Source organism: Vibrio sp. 10N.247.310.23, assembly GCF_041467155.1.
Classification (GTDB): domain Bacteria; phylum Pseudomonadota; class Gammaproteobacteria; order Enterobacterales; family Vibrionaceae; genus Vibrio; species Vibrio crassostreae_C.
The window spans coordinates 37,456-58,958 of the sequence record NZ_JBFSTZ010000017.1 but is presented as its reverse complement, the minus strand read 5'-3'; the positions used below and the strand labels follow the sequence as shown (position 1 = coordinate 58,958).

At 42.5% G+C, this 21,503-nt stretch carries 22 protein-coding genes; 9 read left to right on the top strand and 13 right to left on the bottom strand.

The window, feature by feature from the left end; genetic code table 11:
* Nucleotides 1-256: 256 nt before the first annotated feature.
* The 3 genes from AB6D93_RS14245 to AB6D93_RS14235 all read right to left on the bottom strand — a co-directional run bounded on the left by AB6D93_RS14245 (nt 257) and on the right by AB6D93_RS14235 (nt 3,678).
* Nucleotides 257-1,627 carry an MBL fold metallo-hydrolase gene (locus AB6D93_RS14245; RefSeq protein WP_102333728.1) on the bottom strand — a complete coding sequence of 457 codons (1,371 nt, stop codon included), beginning with the start codon at nt 1,625-1,627 and terminating at the stop codon, nt 257-259.
* A 147-nt stretch (nt 1,628-1,774) separates the two neighbouring features.
* Nucleotides 1,775-2,542 carry a 1-acylglycerol-3-phosphate O-acyltransferase gene (locus AB6D93_RS14240; protein WP_102333729.1) on the bottom strand — a complete coding sequence of 256 codons (768 nt, stop codon included), beginning with the start codon at nt 2,540-2,542 and terminating at the stop codon, nt 1,775-1,777.
* 197 nt (nt 2,543-2,739) lie between these two features.
* Nucleotides 2,740-3,678 carry a hypothetical protein gene (locus AB6D93_RS14235; protein WP_102333730.1) on the bottom strand — a complete coding sequence of 313 codons (939 nt, stop codon included), beginning with the start codon at nt 3,676-3,678 and terminating at the stop codon, nt 2,740-2,742.
* Between the two features lie 270 nt (nt 3,679-3,948).
* Between AB6D93_RS14235 and AB6D93_RS14230 the strand changes: the two genes are divergently transcribed.
* From AB6D93_RS14230 to AB6D93_RS14215, 4 genes are all read left to right on the top strand, one after another.
* Entirely contained in the window at nt 3,949-5,661 is a 1,713-nt protein-coding gene (locus AB6D93_RS14230; protein ID WP_102333731.1) for a bifunctional 2-polyprenyl-6-hydroxyphenol methylase/3-demethylubiquinol 3-O-methyltransferase UbiG, read from the top strand.
* A gap of 58 nt (nt 5,662-5,719) precedes the next feature.
* Nucleotides 5,720-6,448 (top strand): DUF429 domain-containing protein, encoded by a 729-nt coding sequence (locus tag AB6D93_RS14225; RefSeq protein ID WP_102333732.1) that lies wholly within the window; start codon nt 5,720-5,722, stop codon nt 6,446-6,448.
* 81 nt (nt 6,449-6,529) lie between these two features.
* The gene (locus AB6D93_RS14220) at nt 6,530-7,339 is read left to right on the top strand and encodes a M15 family metallopeptidase (RefSeq protein ID WP_102333733.1); all 810 of its coding nucleotides are present in this window, start codon (nt 6,530-6,532) and stop codon (nt 7,337-7,339) included.
* Nucleotides 7,340-7,645: 306 nt separating this feature from the next.
* Complete coding sequence (locus AB6D93_RS14215) at nt 7,646-9,526, top strand: RimK/LysX family protein (protein ID WP_102333734.1); 1,881 nt, start codon at nt 7,646-7,648, stop codon at nt 9,524-9,526.
* A 156-nt stretch (nt 9,527-9,682) separates the two neighbouring features.
* Here the strand turns inward: AB6D93_RS14215 and AB6D93_RS14210 are convergent, their stop codons facing one another.
* The 5 genes from AB6D93_RS14210 to AB6D93_RS14190 form a co-directional block, all read right to left on the bottom strand.
* Nucleotides 9,683-9,820 (bottom strand): hypothetical protein, encoded by a 138-nt coding sequence (locus AB6D93_RS14210; RefSeq protein WP_170967427.1) that lies wholly within the window; start codon nt 9,818-9,820, stop codon nt 9,683-9,685.
* Nucleotide 9,821: 1 nt separating this feature from the next.
* On the bottom strand, nt 9,822-9,965 hold the full coding sequence (locus tag AB6D93_RS14205) for a hypothetical protein (protein WP_170964600.1): 144 nt from the start codon (nt 9,963-9,965) through the stop codon (nt 9,822-9,824).
* A 356-nt stretch (nt 9,966-10,321) separates the two neighbouring features.
* Complete coding sequence (locus tag AB6D93_RS14200) at nt 10,322-10,912, bottom strand: hypothetical protein (RefSeq protein ID WP_240799484.1); 591 nt, start codon at nt 10,910-10,912, stop codon at nt 10,322-10,324.
* Between the two features lie 82 nt (nt 10,913-10,994).
* Nucleotides 10,995-11,327, bottom strand: a complete 333-nt coding sequence (locus AB6D93_RS14195; protein ID WP_054542203.1) for a hypothetical protein — start codon at nt 11,325-11,327, stop codon at nt 10,995-10,997.
* Entirely contained in the window at nt 11,317-11,778 is a 462-nt protein-coding gene (locus AB6D93_RS14190) for a hypothetical protein (protein ID WP_102333736.1), read from the bottom strand. The genes AB6D93_RS14195 and AB6D93_RS14190 overlap by 11 nt, the downstream gene beginning before the upstream one ends.
* A gap of 555 nt (nt 11,779-12,333) precedes the next feature.
* On the opposite strand from AB6D93_RS14190, the gene AB6D93_RS14185 reads away from it, so the two are divergent.
* On the top strand, nt 12,334-12,597 hold the full coding sequence (locus AB6D93_RS14185; RefSeq protein ID WP_229649987.1) for a M48 family metallopeptidase: 264 nt from the start codon (nt 12,334-12,336) through the stop codon (nt 12,595-12,597).
* 264 nt (nt 12,598-12,861) lie between these two features.
* On the opposite strand, the gene AB6D93_RS14180 is transcribed toward AB6D93_RS14185, so the two are convergent.
* Together AB6D93_RS14180 and AB6D93_RS14175 are read right to left on the bottom strand one after the other, a co-directional pair.
* Nucleotides 12,862-13,056: a hypothetical protein gene (locus AB6D93_RS14180; protein ID WP_102333737.1), complete on the bottom strand. Its 195-nt coding sequence runs from the start codon at nt 13,054-13,056 to the stop codon at nt 12,862-12,864.
* Nucleotides 13,057-13,159: 103 nt separating this feature from the next.
* Nucleotides 13,160-13,993, bottom strand: a complete 834-nt coding sequence (locus AB6D93_RS14175; RefSeq protein WP_102333738.1) for a hypothetical protein — start codon at nt 13,991-13,993, stop codon at nt 13,160-13,162.
* A gap of 213 nt (nt 13,994-14,206) precedes the next feature.
* Here AB6D93_RS14175 and AB6D93_RS14170 point away from each other — a divergent pair, with 213 nt between their 5' ends.
* The 4 genes from AB6D93_RS14170 to AB6D93_RS14155 all read left to right on the top strand — a co-directional run bounded on the left by AB6D93_RS14170 (nt 14,207) and on the right by AB6D93_RS14155 (nt 17,293).
* The gene (locus AB6D93_RS14170; RefSeq protein WP_102333739.1) at nt 14,207-14,551 is read left to right on the top strand and encodes a hypothetical protein; all 345 of its coding nucleotides are present in this window, start codon (nt 14,207-14,209) and stop codon (nt 14,549-14,551) included.
* A 363-nt stretch (nt 14,552-14,914) separates the two neighbouring features.
* Nucleotides 14,915-15,877 (top strand): PIN domain-containing protein, encoded by a 963-nt coding sequence (locus tag AB6D93_RS14165; protein WP_102333740.1) that lies wholly within the window; start codon nt 14,915-14,917, stop codon nt 15,875-15,877.
* Nucleotides 15,878-15,882: 5 nt separating this feature from the next.
* Complete coding sequence (locus AB6D93_RS14160) at nt 15,883-16,308, top strand: hypothetical protein (protein WP_102333741.1); 426 nt, start codon at nt 15,883-15,885, stop codon at nt 16,306-16,308.
* Nucleotides 16,309-16,435: 127 nt separating this feature from the next.
* Nucleotides 16,436-17,293, top strand: a complete 858-nt coding sequence (locus AB6D93_RS14155) for an HNH endonuclease (RefSeq protein ID WP_102333784.1) — start codon at nt 16,436-16,438, stop codon at nt 17,291-17,293.
* Nucleotides 17,294-17,543: 250 nt separating this feature from the next.
* Here the strand turns inward: AB6D93_RS14155 and AB6D93_RS14150 are convergent, their stop codons facing one another.
* From AB6D93_RS14150 to AB6D93_RS14140, 3 genes are all read right to left on the bottom strand, one after another.
* Nucleotides 17,544-18,596 carry a helicase RepA family protein gene (locus AB6D93_RS14150; RefSeq protein WP_102333742.1) on the bottom strand — a complete coding sequence of 351 codons (1,053 nt, stop codon included), beginning with the start codon at nt 18,594-18,596 and terminating at the stop codon, nt 17,544-17,546.
* Nucleotides 18,597-18,702: 106 nt separating this feature from the next.
* Nucleotides 18,703-19,941, bottom strand: coding sequence for a site-specific integrase (locus AB6D93_RS14145; protein ID WP_102333743.1), 1,239 nt, complete (start codon nt 19,939-19,941; stop codon nt 18,703-18,705).
* A 177-nt stretch (nt 19,942-20,118) separates the two neighbouring features.
* Nucleotides 20,119-21,399, bottom strand: coding sequence for a site-specific integrase (locus AB6D93_RS14140; protein ID WP_102333744.1), 1,281 nt, complete (start codon nt 21,397-21,399; stop codon nt 20,119-20,121).
* Between the last annotated feature and the right edge of the window lie 104 nt (nt 21,400-21,503).

The following is a 21,503-nucleotide window of genomic DNA, read 5'->3' as shown; positions in this document are numbered from 1 at the left end:
GAATAAATAGTGATTAATACAAATTTTCGAAACTCACAATATGTGTCAGAAGGGAAAATAGAAGAAAAATGAGAGGAAACGTTGTTCAGTACTAATGACTGTTAACACATTACGACGGTAAAGATGCAAGAATATATCACCGATATAGTGAAATTAGGCAGGTTTAAGGGGAGGTATTATTTAAAATATCAGTAGTGATTTTTAGAACTTTCCGTAAGGATTACCGCAATCAGAAATCGTGAATTAATCGCCTGTTTTAAACGACTGTAAATCCTTTTCCAACCAAAGCTTGAGCGAACTCAGACTGAGTATTTGGCTCGCCGTGAATCAAATGCACCTCTTTCGGTGGAGTCGCGATGCCGTCTATAAATTGGTAAAGATCCTCTTTATCAGCATGGGCAGAATAGCCAGACATGCCATGAATTTGAGCATTAACCTCAACGTCTTTGTTATCAATAGAAACCTGCATTTCGCCTTGTTGCAGCTCTCGTCCGAGCGTCCCGTGCGCTTGATAGCTCGCTAAAATTACATCGGTTCGTTTATCGGGAAGCAAGGCAGATAAGTAGTTCATTATCCTGCCACCCTGACACATCCCAGAAGCTGCGACCACAATCGCAGGTTCACCTGTCGACTTGAGGCGATTCACGATTTTCTTGTGCATTCTATGTCCATCGACGGTAATGCACTGCTCAAAAGCGAGTGGGTGGCGTTCCAGTTCAAGACGCTGCTTTGCTTCTTGTCCCCACAACTCTTTAAAGCGTCGGTATGAACGTGTCACTTTCTGAGCCATCGGAGAATCGAGAATAATAGGAATATCGCTACTGAGTTGATGCTCAAAGATCAGGTGCTCGATATCAAACAGCAGTTCCTGAGTTCTGCCGATACTGAAGGCCGGAATTAGAATAACGCCACCGTCGAGCAGTGAACGATCAATGATTGCTTTGAGGCGCTCAGCTCGCGTAGCGATATCATCATGAGTACTGGTGCCATAAGTGGATTCGATAAACAGATAGTCGGCTTGTCGTGGTGGCTTAGGATCGGGCAGTAGTGGTGTGTTACTTGGGCCCAAATCGCCAGAGAAGACTACCACCTCTTGGTTGGGTAACTTAATCTCGATATAGGCAGAACCTAAGATGTGCCCCGCAGGTTGAAAGCGAGCATACAGAGTATTTGGCCTATCATGATCCTTTCCGTTGTTTTGCTGTTTAGACGTGATTGGAAACCATTCCCCGTAAGGCTTGGGAGCAATTAACGAATGAATCTTTTTGAGTATCAGCTTCGACTGTTTATTGCTGAGTCCTTGCAGCTTTAAGCCATCCTCAATCATTAAAGGGGCAAGTTCAGCGGTGGCTTGCGTGCAATAAATCGGTTGGTTAAACCCACTGGCGAGTAACCAAGGTAATCGGCCAATATGATCAATGTGAGTATGGGTCAGCAGCAGAGCGTTGAGGTGGGATGTTTCAAATTCAATATCAAGAGGGCGAGTGTCCGCACCTTGAAGCTTTTTACCTTGAAGATCTAAACCTTGAAAAAGGCCACAATCGATGAGCACCGCTTGGCCTGAATCTCTTAATTCGTGACAAGATCCTGTGACAGTATGTTTGCCACCATGGTGAATCACTTCCATCGTTTACTCCCATTGCTCTATAAGGCAGATAACGCCTGTTTTTATTTTGCGGATAAGCGCCAGCAAGTAAAACAAGAACAATGAGAGTTGCGATCGTTGAGTGTCTTTTTAAGTAACTGAGCGATGACTCAGTGGTTTCGTTGCGAGTTAGTTCGTAGAAGAACGATCTGAATCCAACTCTGTTTTTTGCTGCGCCTCTAAACGAGCCACTTCGGCATCAAGCTCTGCTATTTTCTCTGCCATGAGTGCGTGACAGCGATTGGCCAGCTCTCTTGCGTCGCTAAGCTTGTATCCGGATACATCGATAGGTTCCAGCATCTCGGTGATCACAATGCCATTATTGGCTCGATTCAAGTCGATCTTATTGTGCGTGGTGCTGGTACACATCGGGGTGATAGGCACACCAGCTTCGATTGCCATTCGGAAAGCGCCCGTTTTGAATGGCAATAGTCCACGTCCTTTACTACGGGTTCCTTCCGGGTAAACCCAAACAGACAGATCTCTCTGATGAATCGCTTCCGCCACTTGTTTGATGGTATCGCGTGCTTTGGACTTATCTTCGCGGTTAATCATGATGTTACCGGTGATCCAATACAGCAGGCCAAAGAAAGGCACGTACAACAAATCGCGCTTGCCCAATGAAACGGTGCGCGGTCTTAGCATTCCTGGATCGGTCACAAAGTCCAATATGCTTTGGTGGTTAGAGATGTAGACGCTGTTTTCTGGTGTTGGGGCATTGTCTAGGCCGCGCTGCACCAGTTTTACACCGATGATCTTTTGGAGTTGGTTGAACCAACGACAGAAAACGTACACATGCTTGGGGTTCTTGGGGCTAAACAAGCAGTAAACAAAAGCACATAGAGTGGTGAAAATAATAAACACCGTAGCCAAAATAATACGAAGAACAGCAAGCACAATTCACTCCTTACTCACCGCAAGATGGCAGTGATTAAATAGTTTTAGATGCTTGAAGTCTTCACTCTATTTAACCGAATTGCAACAATTAACTGTGATAGGGGGCTATTTTTAGATCTTTATATAAAACAAGGACTAACAATGGATGTTTGACACAGTTATCGAGTTTACACGTGTTCACCAGTAATGGCTCATGATCACCAATACTGTTTATTTGGATCCGATTTTTCTACCCATTCCGGATCTTGACGCGATTCTAAGTAGAGTTGTAGGCCGTTATAAGACATGAAAGCGGCAGGGCCGCCGAGGTGCTCGAAATAGTCAAAATACTCATCTTCGAGAGCACAAAGGTGGGCTAAATCTTTAACCTTGTTAGCCAGGGCCCACTGAATAGCAAACACAGGCGCTATTGAGCCTGAAATATTCACCTCTTCGACGTTTGGGTTAAACATTGAATTAGCTTGCTCAAGCAGTATCTCTTCTTGTTCAGACTCCTGTTGCAGCACCTCTTCGACGATCTCCGAGCGCTTGGTATTAGAGACATTCTTGTTCAGCTTGGCGATTCGCAGTGCGTAGCTAAACCTTTCTGATGAAACGATGTCGACAAGCTGCGACAACAGCTCTTTGTCTACGCCTGCTGCCTTGGTGAAATAGTCGATACATGAATTGATTGAGGCATAACGAGTACCGTCAAACTCAAAGCCACTGGTTTCGTCGTATACCTCAAGTGGGATGTCATCAACCGACAAAGGCCAGCCTTTATAATCGACGCGTTGCTTGGCGATTTGATACATCTTCCAAGCGCTGCGCCCAAACCCACCGAGCGTCGAACCCGAGAAATCAGAATCAATAAGCTCTTGCTCCGTCCAGTTCTCACCGATGCCAAGGTGCTTAGCGTACTTGTCTATCAGAGTGTGTTTTATCTGATCGCGCACAGACCAAATTGAGGTCAGATTCTTTGAATAGTTAATTCTCGCACACTCATTACAAGCCGGCAGTGCTATCGGTGAATGGCCAATCTTGGCAACTGCCTGCGCTGTCTTAGGAAATTCAACAAGGTTACTGGAAGGCTCACCACAAAACCAACAGGTGTGGCGCAGGTTGAACGGGGTGTCTATGTGTGAGTATGTGTTCATTAGTCTTTATCGGCTAGGTGCTTGAGGCGAGTTAATCATCTTCAAACAATTATCTCTGTTCGCACGTCAGCTTGCACCTTGTTTGTTTTTGTTTTTCTGACGAGATCAATTCGAGGTGTGACTCGCCTGATGAACTCATTAGGTGGATATTGATATAAAACAGTCACTAACGATAAATGCTGATTGGTGTGGCTGAACTTACATGAGCTGCTAGCAATCGCCTAAGCTCCCCATTACTATTGAGATAGACTCCTTACTCCAATAGCGCATATGTCCTCATCGATTCCTTTTTACGATAAAAATGCTCACACACTTTGCCAGCAGTACAACTCAGTGACCTTCGAGACGGTGCATAAAAGCTGGCAAGCTTATTGGCCTTTAGTGGGCGATAAAGTACTCGATGTCGGTGCTGGATGCGGTCGTGATGCGCTATGGATGCACAAGGCCGGATCTGATGTTATTGCGATAGAACCAAGTGCTTCATTACGCGAACAAGGCTCGAAATATACAGGTCCAAGTGTTACCTGGATTGATGATTCACTTCCCTCGCTTAGCCGCACTGAAAACCTCGGAATGCGTTTTGACTTGATATTGGTCAGTGCGGTTTGGATGCATCTCGCTCCGTCTCATCGAGAGCGCGCATTTAGAAAGTTGTCTAACTTGCTAGCTCCAAATGGCAAGTTGGTGATCACTCTGCGTCATGGGGAGTTTCAAGACAGTCGACAAGGCTATGAAGTCTCGGTTGAAGAGCTCGAGCGTTTATCAAAAAACAGCGCCTTGTTGGTTCGTCATGTTGATGATAGCCAAGATACATTGAACCGCAGTGAGGTGTGGTGGCAAACCGTGGTGATGACACTACCAGACGATGGCTCCGGTGACTTGAACAAGGTGCGCCACATTATTGTGAATGACAACAAGTCGGCCACATACAAGTTGGCTTTGTTGAGAACTCTACTGAGAATTGCTGATGCGCATTCAGGCGCTGTGATTGATCGAACTGATGGGAAAATTTCTCTACCAGTGGGCTTGGTTGCTCTGTATTGGGTTAGGCAGTTTAAGCGACTGATTGATATCGACATAGAAGGCGCTGGGATTCAGCAAAATAGCAACACAACGAAGGGACTTGGGTTTGTAAAAGAGGATGGTTGGAATAAACTCAAACACTTAAGAGCTGATGATCTAGCGATAGGCGCTATGTTTCTCGGCGATGAAGCCAAGGCTCTACAAAAGCTATTTTCACAAACGATCAGTACCATTAAATCAGGACCTGTGACTTTCATTTATCAAGGCTCGAAAGACAACCGACTATTCGATATATACCCACCTCACAAACGACGGAAGAGCCGAGAATCACTGGTCATTGATAGTGAGTTCTTAGAAAGTTTTGGTTATTTTACTCTCGATGAAAGCCTGTGGGAGTGCTTTAGAATCTACCACTCGTGGATTGAACCGCTGGTGGTGAATCAATGGGTCATGGAGATGCAGCGTTTCGAGTTGAACCGACAGCGAAGCATTTCACTACAGACTTATCACGACTGCTTGGTATGGATCGATCAAAACCATGATACTCGCGATGTGCGTAAACGTGTCGAGCAACTTAGATCTGATCGTGCCGACATTGTCAGCGTGTGGAGTGGAAAATCATTAAAAAATGAGTATCACGTTGATCACTGTTTGCCTTTCGCTTACTGGCCAAACAACGATAAGTGGAACCTCTTTCCTACTACAAGCAAAGAGAACTTAAGTAAAAGTGATAAAGTTCCTACGGCTGAAAAGCTGCGCTCGTCTAAGTCGAGGATTCTAGAGTGGTGGCAACTCGCTTGGAACGATTCGGCTCATTTTGAACAACAATTCTTTTCAGAAGCCGCGCTTTCGTTACCTAACATCCCTGCGCAGTGTCGAGACTTTGAAGAGGTGTTCGATGCAATGGGCTTGCAGGTACGTGGTGTAAAAAGCAGACTGCTGATTAGTGAGTGGCACTGATCATTAAGTGGGCTAGTTATCCCAAATAACCCTCAACAAACTAATCATCGAGAACATAATGAAATACATCGGAATTGATGGCTGCAAGTCGGGTTGGATCGCTTGGATTGTCTCTGACAATGAGATACCTGCGTTTAAAGTGGTAAACACCCTCGATGAGCTAGCGAGTGATCTTATCGGTTCAACGGCGCTTATCGATATGCCTATTGGTTTTAGTGATGCACAAACTCCAGATCGCTTGTGTGACAAAGCAGCAAGGCGTTTTCTAACCAGCAAACGTGGTTCTTCGGTGTTTCCGGTTCCGTGTCGTGAGGCGGTTTACCAAACCGATTACATTGCGGCGTGCAGTGCCAATGTGGAGCAGCTTGATAAGAAGTTTTCTAAACAGACTTGGGGAATTGTGCCCAAGATTCGCGAGCTTGATGAGCTCATTGAAACTCATCCCAATCTTTCTATCAGGGAATCACATCCTGAAGTGGTGTTTGCAGCATTGAAAGACGAACCGCTGACGTTTTCAAAACGAACGCAAGAAGGCAAAGAGGAACGGCTTTCTATTATTCAGCAGCTATCCCCTCAATGGTGTGACCGCTTGTCGTTGGCCATTTCAAATACCAAACGTAAAGACGCCGCGATAGACGATATTTACGATGCGTTCGTACTTATGTTGGTTGCCTATTACGCTCCGCAATTATCGACCTTACCTGAGCCTTCTGATGTTGGTGGAGAAGCGGATGTCGACCAGAATGGACGAATTCGAGAGATTGTCTATTGGGATAAAACGCGCTAACAAAGCGGGCGCTCAACTTGGCTTAATATGTTATTTTCCAACTCTGCTACTTTTCACTCTTACTATTTTTGAGTCTTTGATATGAAACGTTTTATTGTCGGCTTGCTGGCCACTGTGCTCAGTGCAGTGAGTTATGCCCAAGTCGCTCCTATATCTCAATGGCAATGCGACATGATGAAAAAGAACAATGTCTTGAGTAGTGGTGCGCCCGTTGGTTGTGAGCGACTATCCAAAGTGGATTTCGATTTCATTAGTTTCAAAGGGGAAACGCAACAGGGCAATATGATCGTGCTTGATGTTATTGCGCCTGCTGTTGAACAAATCTTTTCAGAGCTCAAACAGCGCAATTTTCCTCTTCATTCCGCTCGCCTAATGCGTGAATTCAGAGGTGATGATAGCGCCTCAATGGATGCGAACAACAGCAGCGCCTTTAACGCTCGTCCTATTACAGGCGGAGGAGGTTGGTCGAAACATGCCTATGGTGTGGCAATCGACATCAACCCAGTTCAAAACCCTTTCTTAGAGTTTGATAGCAACGGAAGAATCACGGTAAAGCCTTCACAATCTGCGACAAGTTATGTGAACCGTACTCGTTTTCGTGCGCGTAATGAAATAGAACGCAGCGGCATGGCAGAAGATGTTGTGGAGCTGTTTGCCCATCACGGATTTATGATCTGGGGAGGGGATTGGAATTCCCCAATTGATACTCAGCATTTTGAGGTCGGCTCAAGAAAGTTTGTTAACCAACTGCTCTCTAAACCACAACCTGAAGCCGAGGTGTTATTTGAGCGCTACGTCGAATCTTATCGACAGTGCTATCTCAAAAATAAAGGTGAGGACGCAGAAAAAGCTCGAGCTATCTGTGCAAAGAAAACAGTCGGGACTTTTTAGTGCTATGTTTATCTAGAACCGTTTGTGTTTTAGCAAGTTAAACTCGCTTCAGGTGTGTTTTGAATCGCTAAGGTCAGCGCTCGTCGTTGGCCTTTTTTGTATTCATTTCTTCAATAGAACACCGAGTATTGAAAAAGGTTATTGGGTATCCATTAGTCAATAATCGATAAGCGAATGCAGCGCAAAGTCATCGGTTTGTCATTGAAAAACTCATAGCGTTAACGTTATGTGAGAACCATTGCTGGTGGGGGAACTCTTCGCGGAAACGCCAGTATTATTAGTGAACTGATCACAACGGACCAACTAATGAAAAAGATACCTTTGGCTCTAACTCTTTTAAGCACTCTACTTTTTTCACAATACACTTTGGCTACTGACACTTCACCTACCACTCAAAATCCCACTTACGAACTCGATGGTAAAGCAGTATTAGGCCGCACTGAGAACGTGTACCTATCTAGCGTTCAAGGGCTAAAAGACGTTCCTTTCATTGGTAAAATTGATACCGGTGCGGAAACCACTTCTATGCATGCTGAAGACATTCATGTGAAGAGCTCTAATCCCGATTACCAAAATCTCAAAGACCAAGAGTTGATGGCGGCGTTAACCGAAGACCTGTTGAACAATTCCGATGTTGATTACAATGATTGGGATGGCACTACCTTTGCGAAATATGAGGCTGTGGTGTCTTTTAAGGTTCAAAACCCGCGGACGGGAGACATGGTATTAATCGAAGCGCCTTTAGAGCGTGTCAGCATGATACGCAGCCGCACCAGCAGCACGCCTTTGCATCGCCCTACCGTAAAAATGTCGCTCACCATTGCAGACCAAGAGCTAAAAACCGACGTTAACCTGACCGACAGAAGCCACTTCTCTGCGCCAGTGCTGATTGGTAAAACCTTCCTTGCGGATAACGCGCTGGTGTTTGCAGGTTATGACTATTTACAAGAGCAAGAGAACGCGACCGTTGTTGGCCGAAAAGAGGTGGTGTCTATCTCTGGAATGGCGATGAACGCGACCTTCTCATTAAAAAATCGCTACAGCATCCTTCATGCAAAAGACATCGATATAGATAAGAAGAACAGTGAAGTGACGTTTGATATGTTCGATAACGACGGCAAGCAAAAAGAGATGACATTGCCGTTGGTTCGTATGTTAAGCGTGAGCGGTAAGAAGAGACCTTTGGTGTATGTGCCTGTTCAACTCGATGAAAACACGACTAAAGACGTTCTGGTGTACCTACGTGAGCGCTCGAGTAGTGAATCGCAGTTGAGATTTGGAACCAACACAGCCAGCGAACTCTTCATGATTGATACCAGTGCTGAGAATATTTTATCCGAAGGTTCAGAGAACTTTAGTGATGTGGCTGAGTCTGGTGAGCCTATGATTATCTCTCCGGAAGAGGACATTACGATTGATAACTTCCCGCTTAAGGCCGTGGCTTCTTTCACTGTCAATACACCTTTGCTGAAGGTCGACAGTTTTGAAATGACAGGTAAAGGCAAAGATGCTTCCGTTGAATTTTATCTTACGGATGTAAATGGTGAGAAGCAGAAGGTGACCAAGCCAATTATTAAGAAGCTTAAAGTCGGTGATGATACTCGTCCGGTTGTAAGTGGTGAGTTTGCGGTGTCTGGAAAAGTGCGTACGCAAGAGTTTGCCATCGATGTGCTTAATACAAATGAGAAAGAAGCGTACTTTATTTTAGGTAAGAAGATGGCAAAAGAAGGCGTTTACGTTAATACGCGTTCTGATTACCTTCTGAAAGCCGAACCACTGTTTAAAGTTGGGCATATTGAAGTAGTAGAAGTGAACGGCATGAAGTTCCCGGCCAAGCTCGACACAGGTGCCGATGTAAGCTCAATGAACGCAGTCAACATCAAACGATTTAAGAAAGATGGCCAAGACATGGTGAGCTTTACCTATCAAAACAACCAAGGCGATAAGCAAGATTTCACCAAGCCAGTGATTGATGTAATGCGCATTAAAGCCAAGAAAGGCGAGAAGGTGAACATTCGCCCTGTGGTAGAAATGAAGGTTAAGCTCGGAGACCTAGAGAAAGAGGTGAGGGTAAACCTTCAAGACCGTTCTCGCTTCGAATACAGCATGATCCTAGGTAAGAACTTCTTGAAGCACGGCGCAGTAGTGAGCAGCGATGAAGATTACTTGTTAGGTGATATGGAGTAACCCCTAAACTTATCTAAGTTCGTAGCAGAACAGATCTAAACAGCCACACATTTCATTAATGGGATGTGTGGCTTTTTATTGAGAGCCTAAACGGCTAACCATCAATGCCTTGTGAACAAGTTAAAAAAAACGGCTCCTTAGAGAGCCGCTTATTACTTAGTCATCACCTAAATAATCATCATTATTTGGGTTATGTGCATCAGACCAATCATCCATATCAGTATCGTTGTTTGGGTTGTTGATATCTGACCATACATCGAGCTCGTCTTGAGACATATCACTTGAATTTGGCATATTATTTCTTCCCTTGTTGATTAGGGTTTAGTTGTTTACCGCGGTTGCCTTTGTTCTGATCATGCTGACGGTTAGTGCCGCTTGTTCCCTTGTTGGCATTAGGGATGTTTGCTGCATTGTCTGCTGGTGTGATTTTCTTAGCCATTGTCAATTTCCTTGTTTAATAACTAGCCTTGCGGATTTGTTTAATGATTCGCTCAAATCCTTGCCTAGTTGTGATTGCTTTGGGATAAAGCCCATCAGGAGCAACACGCCAAACAAACCGGAACCCTCTACCCAACTTAAACCTAATATAGGTCGGACAAGAGCGGATCTTCTTACCCCCTAAATTTGGGTATAAAGCTCCAGCTCGGAGTTGGGCTTCAATACTGAAAGCTCGCTCTGCATAGCATGGAGGGAGTTGAGATTGGAATGTATCAATAAGCTGTTTAGTTGAAGTCATTCTTGCTCTCCCTGATGAACTGATAGCAAGAATGATTGAGTGCACTGCACTCGCAACAACTAATTTAATAAATTATTTAATAGGTCATCGAACTCGACGGCTTCGAGGTATTTCTGCTTGATAAGGGTTTGGTATTGAGCCAGCGCAGGAGTTGTATTTCCTAGAGAGCATGCTGCAAGGTAGGCTTTTTCTATATCCTGATTGAAAAAGTGCATGATCATTGATTCACCTTGTGTCAGCAAGGCGCTTTGAGCCAATAGAGCCTGCATTACACTGGTTACGCCATTAAGAGAAAGTTGCGGTAACTCTTGAAAAGGTTTTGGTAACTTTTCCTTACTCAGGTCGATGTGTTCTGATTTTAATTTTACGATCAGCTCTGACAGCGTAGTCGTTTGAATGCCAACTGCGAGAATAGATTGTCTACCCATGACGACTGTTTCTAAAAAGTCCGCCGCTTCTATGCGTTTTTTAGAATGAGAAAAGATCTCTTTGACTCGTTTACTATCAGCAAAGAACCCTTGTAGCAAAACGGCATTATGGAGTTTGGTTAGGCTATTACTTGCAATGAGCAAGTTGTTCTTTGTTGAGCCCAGCGCCATAGGCTCTTTTTTAACCTCAAAGAAACCTTTGCTTCTTACTAGTGGGTACACCAAATCTTTGAATGATTTATGTTCGGCTAACTTTATGTTAAATAGCTTCTTAATTGCATCAGGCGTTGAGATGTAGCTATCGTTAGATTTCACACGATAGCTCCAATAGTTTTCGCTCTGGCAACGGCTTATCTTTTAATGACTCGCGTGCAATAAACTGTGCTCGCTCATACCAATCTGAACGGCAGCCATATTCGGACTTTTCATATTGGTCAATCACTCCCAAGCAGTATCCTGCACGTAAACTTTCTGATAGCGATGTGGTTTGTGCCGCTAACAATCGTTTCGAACTTTTGGAGTCATAAATATTGATAAGTTCAACACAGCTATCGACCAGAGAGAGTTTTTTAGCATTGGAAACCATTGGTAAGATCGCTAGTGCAATAGCAAGCATGGCGTGTTTTTTATTGAGCATTTGTTACCTCAGCGTCCGTTTGTGCTTGTTTAGTATCGTTGTCGTTATTTGGGGTTTCTAATGGGGTGTCTGAGCCTGGGTTTAGAATCAGATCCTGGCTTGGAACTGCAATATACAAGCACAGTAATATAATGCTGAAAGAAAAGATTTGGTCGTAACTTTGCTCTAGCAATAACAGGTTTTTAAAGTGCTCGGTACCTTCGAATAGGTCAATAAAAACAATCGTACTGGCACAAAGTAACGCAGCCGTAATGAATTTTCCGTGCCATAAAAACGGGGTGCTAATGATATGCCACCAGCGAAGTGAGGTTTGTTTTGTATATACCCAATAGCGTTTTAACAACACAAGAAATGAGATAAAAAAGATAATCTCGATGGTTGATACATCAGAGAACCCATCTTGATATTCAAAAATATTGAGTAATTCAAAACTGATGACTGCAATACTCATACTGACGAGGAAAATGTAAATTAACGCTTTTAAAATAAATCCTAGCAAGCGACTTAATGTCCAATCAACCTGCTGTAAATAGTGTTTTAAAGAGGGCGTAGCCAATTTGGGCTTCGGGGTATCGTTGTTGATAGTGCTCTGCTCATGATTTGTTTACGTAATAGATATTTTACATACATCACGGGTGTTTAATTGCATAAAAAATAGATATTAATATGAAATGTTATGCAAATCATGGATTGCATCGATGATTTGTTGTGTTTGCACTCTTTCATTGCCCCACCAGCCCTACGACAATGCGAGAGTATGTGTCAGGTGAGTCATTGCCATACTTAGGGCGGAATTATCGCTTAAAAGTGCTTAAAAGTGCTTAAAAGTGCTTAAAAGTGCTTAAAGGCGACTTAAAGCCTACAAAACTACTTAATGGACGTATTACGGTCACCGTTTCCGACCCATCCACACAAACGCACTATATTCTCCGAGCTTTAACGAATTGGTATAAGCAGCCATGCTGATAAGAAGATTCGAGAGAAGGTAAGGCGTTACGAATCGTTGGTGGGCGTTGAAACGGGAGTTGTTCGTACTAAAGAGTTTAAGAGTAGATGGGGCAGTTGTACCCCTTACGGTGATTTAGAATTTAACTGGGTGATTGTCATGGCTCCCAACAGGGTTGTTGATTACGTAGTGGTGCATGAGCTTTGTCATCTAATCCACCATGACCATTCGCCACAGTTCTGGAAAGAAGTTGAACGAGTCATGCCCGACTATAAAGAGCATAAAGAGTGGCTTAGAGGAAATGCACAAAATCTAATCATATAGTGCGTACGTTCACTAATGTAAAAAGACATCCTCAAATGAGACATAAAAAAAGGGCCAACTCTTTCGAGTTGGCCCTTTCCAAACGTTTGGTGGAGCTGGCGGGAGTCTAACCCTCTCGCCTTGCAAGTCGTTGATTTAATTGATTTAGGTTGCTTGTGTTTATCAATGAAATTCAATTAGTACCTTATCTTAGTACCATTTTTGCATGGCTTCAAGCTACCTCGGTTCAGTTCCTCATTTGGGAGTTGAACCGAGGTTTGAGTTTTACATTAGAGCCATCTTTTTCTTTTGTTGCTTGGCAACACGTGCTGCCATCATAAGTTGAAACTTTTCCGTTTTCTCGATCCTTTCAATCAAGGTGCGTCGATAAGCGGGTATTTTCCCTGAGTTTTCGGCTTTACCATCAAGGAAGAGCTTTATCATTGAGTCAGTTGCTTTAATCCAGTTTTCGAAATCCATGTTTTGTGCCACATTTGGCTAAGGTGTTCACGCTGTTGGCGACCGTATTCGCGTCTTTCCGCTTCTGAATGTAAGTGCCACTTTCCGTTGTAGTAAGGCATATTTAAATAATTTCGGTTTTAATTTTATTTATATTTTCTTTTTGTGCGGGTGAGGTACTTTTGGTTTTTAGTTCCTCATATGCTTTCAGTAACCTATTTTCCTGTCGCTTCAATTGCCTTTCATCACGCGCTTCTTTTGCTTTTAACCACTTATCAAACTGTGTTTGCATCTTCTCAATTAGTTTTTCAATCTCTAATGCTTCGGTCGCTTTTTGATGTTGATATTGCCAAGTTGATAGCCGACGTCCTTTCTCTCTTTCAATTGGATCATAGCTTCGGCAATCAATACCAACATGTTTAAGAACGGATTGATTAAAAGCCAGTTTGATAATTTTGGTCGCTTTCTTTTGTTGAAGTTCTTTCAACACTCGATTACCCACAACCTTACCAATAATTAAATGCACATGATCGCCACTGCCTTTGGTGTCCGTCTGAGCTTGTTGATGCAGTACGGCTCGAATTTGTTGTCTGTATTGAGCGAACTCAGATTTATTTAGTTTGCAGAGCTTCGTCAGCGCGAAACAGCAATCTTTTACGATGGACTGCCATTGGGCAGTGGTAGGTCTGTAGCCCTTTGGTAACGTAAGACAATACTCCATCGCATAGCTTGATAGTGGGCGACCGCCTTTGCGGTTATAGAGGTGCTGGTTGAGTCTGAATTGCTCACCAGCAAGTGCAATGCGGTTGGAGGTTTCTGCGCAACCAAAAATAGAGATGAGAGTTTCACTGTGCTTGTGGTTTGCGTGTGTTTTATTTAGTAGATAGCGCTCGCGCATCATGACACCGTCTGATGCATGTCGCACAGGTTGAGTGGTAACAGTCCAGTTTTTAATCATGAGATATGTTTTCTATAAACATAGAAAATTATTTTTGCAGATTCAAACAACCTCGAATTATCCGTTGATGTCGATAGGTGGTTCCAGATAGGACAACCGCTGCGCTGCTCGTTATCCACTGGTGAGATGGGAGCGCCCCTCTCAACTCCCCCTAATAGGTTTCGAGTATATTTGCAGCTAACAATTATAATTATTACTCTTTAAATAAACGTTATGGCTGAACATATTCCAACCAAAAAACTTTTTTGGTATTGCTACGAACTTGAGAAATATGAAAAGACGACACTTGAGCAACAGGTGATAAAAAAAGCAAAGCAAGCTGGCTTTATTACTAATGCTGAATCTGCTGACAATCTCTCTAAGCTTGCATGGATAAAGAAAATGACTAAACATGCTGAAGATGCTTTCAAGTTGGAAGATGTGGCAGAAGGAGAGCCGCTTGGGGTTTCGATTGATAACTTTAAACAACTTGTTGAGCGTAGAGATAAGCGAGTGAGCGATGTTCTAGAGCTGCTTGCTAAGTATATTTTGGATGCTTCGCCAGCATACAAGAATTGATGTGATTGCGTTCCTTTAGAGCACCTAAATTGGTGCTCTTTTATATTCCTCAAAATTTAGTTCAGTGTTTAACCGGATTAATGTACAAGTGGGTTAGTCTGAACTGAATCTGTCAGAGCTGACATAATGATGTAACCGATCTTACAGATTGCTCTATCACGCTTATGCCCCATTGTGTGTTTAGGTTTCTTCATTACTAGTTTCACTGACCAGAAATTCAACTTATTTTTTCTCATCCACACAATATACTCATATGGTGTTTATTCATGATATGCTATCTAATTAATATAGATGCAGCCTATTAAGACTTTTTAATACTCATAGCTCAGACTAGAGGTAAGGTTCGAGGGAGTTAATTACAGAATGCCATCCTACATCGTATTTGACACAAACTATCTCCGAGGAATCAAAACGGATGATTACTTCAATAATCGCATACCCGAAAAGTTATATGGCCAGATAGAAAAAGCTATTGGCCGTGGTGACATGGTAGCCATACCAAGGACTGTTCAGATAGAGTTTAACGCTCATTTGAAGAAGATTGCTGACAATAAGCATCAAGCGTTAAAGCAAGCTTATGAATTGCTAGTCAATAATGGATTTAAAGTACTTGATGAACTACCGAGTGAAGTAAAGTATGTCGACGTATGGAATGTAATCAAAAGTAAATTTGATCAGGTTCATTTATTAGAACCTACAGAGAATGACTACTTAGAAGCAGAGACAAGAGCCTCATATCGGAATCCCCCTTACCCTAAGAATAAGCCTGAAAGCGAAGAGATGAGAGATCGAGTTATTTGGTGTCAATTGTTGAGCCTCTCAAAGAACATTGAACTCCCCATATATATAGTTTCAGATGATAAAATTTTTGAGAATGGTACTAAGAGTGAGGAGGGGCGAGATGCTAGTTTATTCATTCTTCAAGGGGAAGATGAGCTAAACCAACATTTAGAAAGCATTCCTCCTCATATCAAAAATTTGATAGAGAATATCCTTCTGTTCTCACCTCAACTGGCCGAGCGTGGTGTACCGCTAACGAGGGAAGATATAGATATGGTTAGTGATATCCGCATGACTAATCTCGATTTAAACCAAAAGGAAAATAAATTCACTCTTTCATTGAAACATGACAAAGAAGTGAGTTGGGACGGCAGACTTATTTATCAGTCAGACAAACCAAAAACTCTAACCTTAGTTAGCGATCTAGAGTCTATTGTCGTTGAGTATAATGGTATCGTTTCTGAATTAAATGGCATGGAACAACTTGAAAGAGCAAACACCAAGGAAAGAAGTTTAATGGAGCTACGCAGAGCTATAGGAGGTTGAATTACATGAAGTTCAAAATTGGTACGGTTGATTTTTATAATGTATATATTCCTTTACTCTGGGGTAAAAGGGCAGTTCTATCTCACAGTGATGGCAAACTATCAATTATCGATCTAAGTGGCTCGGCAGCAAGGCTCGAAGTGATGGCTGATGAAGCATGGGTTGGAATCGAGTTCTCAGAAAAAGAGGATGGTATGGTGATTTTTGATAAAGGGGAAAAGAGTTATTTTTACTCTCCATCAAGGAAACTTCTCAGGGATCTAAAAGGAAATTTGCCTGAATGTGAACTAGGTAGAAATGGCACTCGAATTGGAACCAGTACTATCTCTGGTTCTACAGTGTCAGGTTTTGGTGTCGGTTTAGGTGTTTCTGAAGAAGGGTTCTTTATGGGAGGACCAGTGCCTGAGGGGCTTGCTAAACTTGAAGTCTAGCTATCTTCATATCAATAACACAGAGTTTTATTGAGCTGCGCTGGTGATCAATTAATGCTATCGCACAACAAGATTATCTACTTCATTGTCGATGCAGGATAGAGAGAACATTAAATTAGGTGAGATTGTGGCTAAGAGAACATCGATTCCTCCAAAAGTAAAAGAAGCCCTAAGAAAGGAAGTCGGCTTTGGTTGTCCAGTTCGGGATTGTGGTAATCCATACTTGGAATATCATCACTTTGATCCACCTGTTCATATAAAGCCACATAATGACCCAAGAGGTATGATTGCCCTTTGTGCTCAACATCATAAAAAAGCTGATGGACATGCTTACACAAATGAACAATTACATGAGTTTAAAAAGAACCGAGTTCGTTCAAAGAGTGTAAAAGGAGATTTAGAGTGGTTACGACGTGATATGTTGTCGGTTGTTGGAGGTAATCTTTACTATGAAACGCCAATTCCTGTACAAATTGATGGTCATAACCTCGTCGCATTTCACCGAGACTCCGATGGTTTTCAAAGGTTAAGTGTAAACATGCTTAGTCTTCTACCTGAAGAAAGGCTTATTATAGATGAAAATTCATGGGAAAATATCGGTCATCCAGTAGATCTGAGGTCTCCTCCTCAAGGTAAAGAACTTGAAGTTAACTATCATAACGGTGACTTTCTGTATCTTCGTTTTTTAGAAGTGTTAACTGATGAGCAATTACAGTCTAGATATGCGATTTCTGATACAAGCGACTTTTGTTTTCCTATAACTGTCGTAGAAATCAATTTTAGTATCGGTGGTACCAATATCGATTTCTCTAACTCTGGCTCACACGTTTTGGGGACGAATGTCTCATCTAGTGTCATGGTGCGCTGTGGTGTTGGTTTCTGTATTCAAACAGGTATTCAATGGCAACAAAATCCTAAATGGAGGCTAGAGCAAAGGTATGACGTTCAAGAAGAGAACGTTATTAAAGTGACATTCGGAAAGTAAATCTCTACAAATACCTTAAGCTTAGCGATACTTTTTCTTATCTAAATAGAGACCGATAGGGTTATTAGCCTAACTTACTTTTGTCCAGAACCTTCACAACGAGCACTTTCTAACGAAACGGGTTTGATGCAATAAGAGAGGGTGACAGGTGACAGGTGACAGGTGACGTACATGTACATGTACATGTACATGTACGTCACCTGTCACCCTCTCTTACTATCTAATCAAACGCAGGTCAGAAAAACACTAACTACTCCACGGCGGTGATGATGTCGCTTCTGTTAGCTGTTTCTCCCTGTTGGTGAACAAAAACAAGATTCTTATCTAGCAGTGCTGTAAGAACACGTTTGAATTTTTGATTTGTCGTGTTTGCAGCTACACCTTCTTTGGGCGGGAAGCAGTGCTTACGCAAATCATCTCGTGTACAGCTCCCTCCAAAAACGTCACGAAGTGCTTTCAGAATAGGGTTATTATCGTCGTTGGTATCGCTTTTGTTGTTTTTGATCGTTGCTGGCGTCAACAATGCGAGTGAAGAGATTGGCTCGCCTTCTTCGCACGTAATACCTAAATCGATCGGCTTAAAATCAAAGACTAAGTCAGGTGCTTCCTCAGCATCTTTCATTTTTGTGTTGCTGAGTGTTGTCAATCCGGTCTTTGAGTCGTGGCTTACTTGAAACTCACAATCAATTGCAGCATTGAGAGAGGAGTGCCCACGACCACCTTTCGATACATCTTTGCCACTGTGGTGTATAGCAACTACAGAAGCACCCGTCGACATTTTAACCAAATCACAGCCACGAATAAATTTTCCCATCGCATCTCCACTATTTTCATCGCCACCGAAGTTTCGAGCGAGAGTATCAAGGACGATTAGTCCCACTTTTATATCATTATATTTTTCAAGCTCGTGAATAGCTTGAATTAGATTACTCTGTGCCGTTGTGTCTGACATCACAACTGCTTGCCCTAAGGTATATAGCTGTTCCACTTGCTGACCAGTTGCAATTTCCCATGCTTTAATACGTTTTGATATGCCAATTTGACCTTCCGCAGCAACATAAACAACGGCACTTTTGAGTGTGCGGTGATTATGCCACGATGAACCAGTTGCGATGGCACAACTGATATCAATAGCGATAAATGATTTACGAGAGCCAGGTTTTCCGTAGATAACCCCAACTGACTCTTTTGGAATGAAGTCAGTTAGTAGCCATGGTTGAATATTATCGAAGCCAATTGAACCGCGTGTGAATTCTAAGCTGCCATATGTAGAGACATTTTCTTTAATTTTTGTATATGTCATTTTATATATATCAATGGGTAAATTTAGGGTGAGCGAAATCGTTCACCCAAACATTTGGGTTAATAAAATCGTGTCTAGGACTGTGGTGGTGCCGCTTAAATAGCTGTCACGCTAAATTATAGGGGCGAATATGTGAGGTATGGCTTGCATCGATCATGTTGATGATAGGTGCCAAAATACGTGGGCTGTATTGCTCACCATACGTATCAAATGATTCAGAGTTGTGCTTTTGTCCAATGATGCTACTCACAAGCTCATTGGGGTGCTTGGTAATCTTTTCGGCATGTTCATGCCCGACTATATTTTCAACAAGGCTCTTGGTGACCAGTTTCTGCTTTAGTTCATTGATAAAACTACGTCGAAAAGAATGCCCATTGACGCCACGATCGAAGTCCACCCCAAGCTTTTCTCGGCGGCGAGCAAACCATTTTGATGCATTATGAGAATAGTAGCCATTCACCAGCGGTAGCTCTGGAAAAAGGCGAACATCAGTCCTTGAATTTACAAATTCAATAAAGCCCTTTGCTAGTATTTCATCATGCAGAGGTATCAATCTCATCTTCCCTGTCTTAACTGTTTGGTCATCAGCCCCTTCGCGAATCCAAATGCAATAAATGCCATCAGCAAGAACAACATCTGCTTTTCTGAGTTGGCATAGTTCGTTCATTCTTGCCCCTGTGTAACGCAATAGAATTGGCAACCAATAATAATAAGGATGTAGGTATTTATGGCTCATATAATCAGGCATTGAAAAAATGGCAAACAGTTGCTTGCTATTAAAAGGAAATACCGACTTACCTTTGGTACCGTTCTTTAGAGATAGCCTATAGAACACGTTATCAGCCACGTACCCACGCGACTTAGCCCAATTAAGAAAAGTAGACATTTTCTCTAAATGCCCTAATGCAGTCGCCAATGTGATGTACTGCTTCGGGTGTTTTAAGGATTCATTTTTTGCGATTAATTCAAATCCTTGAAATCCTTTCAGCTCAGGGTATTTATCTGGGTTCTTTGGTCGGTAGCAATATGCATTGGCGATTTGCTCAGCACCTTCCCGATCGAGTTCAGAGAGGTCAAGGAAGCCCATAAAGTGGAGAATCCGAGTAAGGATCTGACATGTTTGATGAACATTTTTTAGCTGACTTGGTTTTTTACACAGTTTGATGCTGCATTTCGTGTATTCAGCAAGAAGTTCAAAGCATGTTTTAGGCTTGACAGTCTTGTGGCTCTTTGGCGTTGGGCGCTCAAATGAAAGTGGAGTTGAACCCGAATTTGTAATCAAATTATGTGCATTAATAATTTGATTAGCAGTGTTACTAACAGGATTCATAGTTTTAAGAGACATTAATACCTCGTTTGTTTCTAACGTGTTTCGATAGAACTAATGTAAGGTGAACACCGATTTGTTGTATAGTTTCTCACGCCCGTTTTTTCTGTCATTTCTTGCTAAATTTGATGGTAATGCTATGTTTTTAAATGATTTATTTTTTTTGGTTTTTTTTCGAAAAATGCACGAACTAGTCTATTCACGCTGACTTTTTAGTGCTTTTGACACAGGAGTGGTATCAATCATGTTGATGATCTCTTGAAGTTGATTCACATCTAACCCCTTTCCATATCGTGCATATGTGATGTTATTCTGGGCGTGTCCAAGCAACTCGCCAGCGACGATATGTGATACCTGATGGCGCTTGAATTGGGTAGCAACAGTGTGCCTGAATGAATGGAAATCGTGTCCTTTGTCGAATCCTAACTTGGTTTTGAAGCGTCCGAACCACTTTGATGCAGCGGAGCCAAAGCCATCTCTAGACTCTTTTAGTTCCGGAAATACTCGCTCATGCTGCACTGATTGCACAAATTCAATAAAGCCAAGGGTAAGCAGTTGAGCGTGGATTGGTACTATACGGCGGCTTGTTAAGTTCTTTAGTTTTTGTCCCTCAAACTTGTCATCGATTTGAATGACCCAGATGCCCTCAACTTGAAAAATGTCGGCTCTATAAAGCTGGCAAAGTTCGTTAAGTCTTGCTCCAGTGAAGTATGCCAGCAGTGGTAACCAAAAATAATAAGGGTGTTTGTGCTGGTGTTTAGTGCTAACGATGGCACTGAAAATTTTCTCAAGATCCGTGTCAGTGTAAGCACACTTGGCTTCGCTATCTTTACGTTGTTTACGAAAGCGAATCGCTTTAAATGGGTTGATGTCAGTGAATTCGTTCAAGTGGCACCACTCAAAGAAGCCTGACATTTTTTGGCAGTAGTCTTTGACGGATTCATCACTTAATGTCGGTAGCCCCAGATCTTTATTTAGCTTGATCGCGTCATGCCCCGATAGTCCGTTAAATTGTTTATGTTTTTTTAGATTGGTTGGATAGTTGCGTAGGAGAGAGGCGACCTCTTCAGCGTCAGAACGCCGAATGGCTTTTAAGTATGGTTTTCCAACGAGGTCGAGAACAATCTTGCACTTAGCTTCTAGCATCTTTACAGCTTTGGAGGAGATATGCTCAGTCTTGTACTTACAAAAGCGTTCTAGTGCCTTATAAGGTGATATTGCTTTGATTGGTGCTGCTTTTGCAGTCGAGATAGGTGAGATTAGCTGTTTCTCAATTGAAACTGCTGATGTTGGTGTCATCATCGTTTTACGGAGTTCAACTTCAAGCTCTAGGGCTTTTATCGTTGCTTCCGCTTTGTCTGATGTTTTGAGTGAGCGTTTAATCTCACGACGTTCACCAAATAGGTGACGATGGTGCGGAGGAACTTGGTAACGAAATTGCCAAGTTCCTGACTTTGAGATGTTTAGATAGCGCATGTTTTAGTACCAAATGTTAGTACAAACAGCCTAAATCCAAGTGTTAAATATACAAAAAGGGTGACAAATCAAAGACTTGTCACCCTTTCCAAACGTTTGGTGGA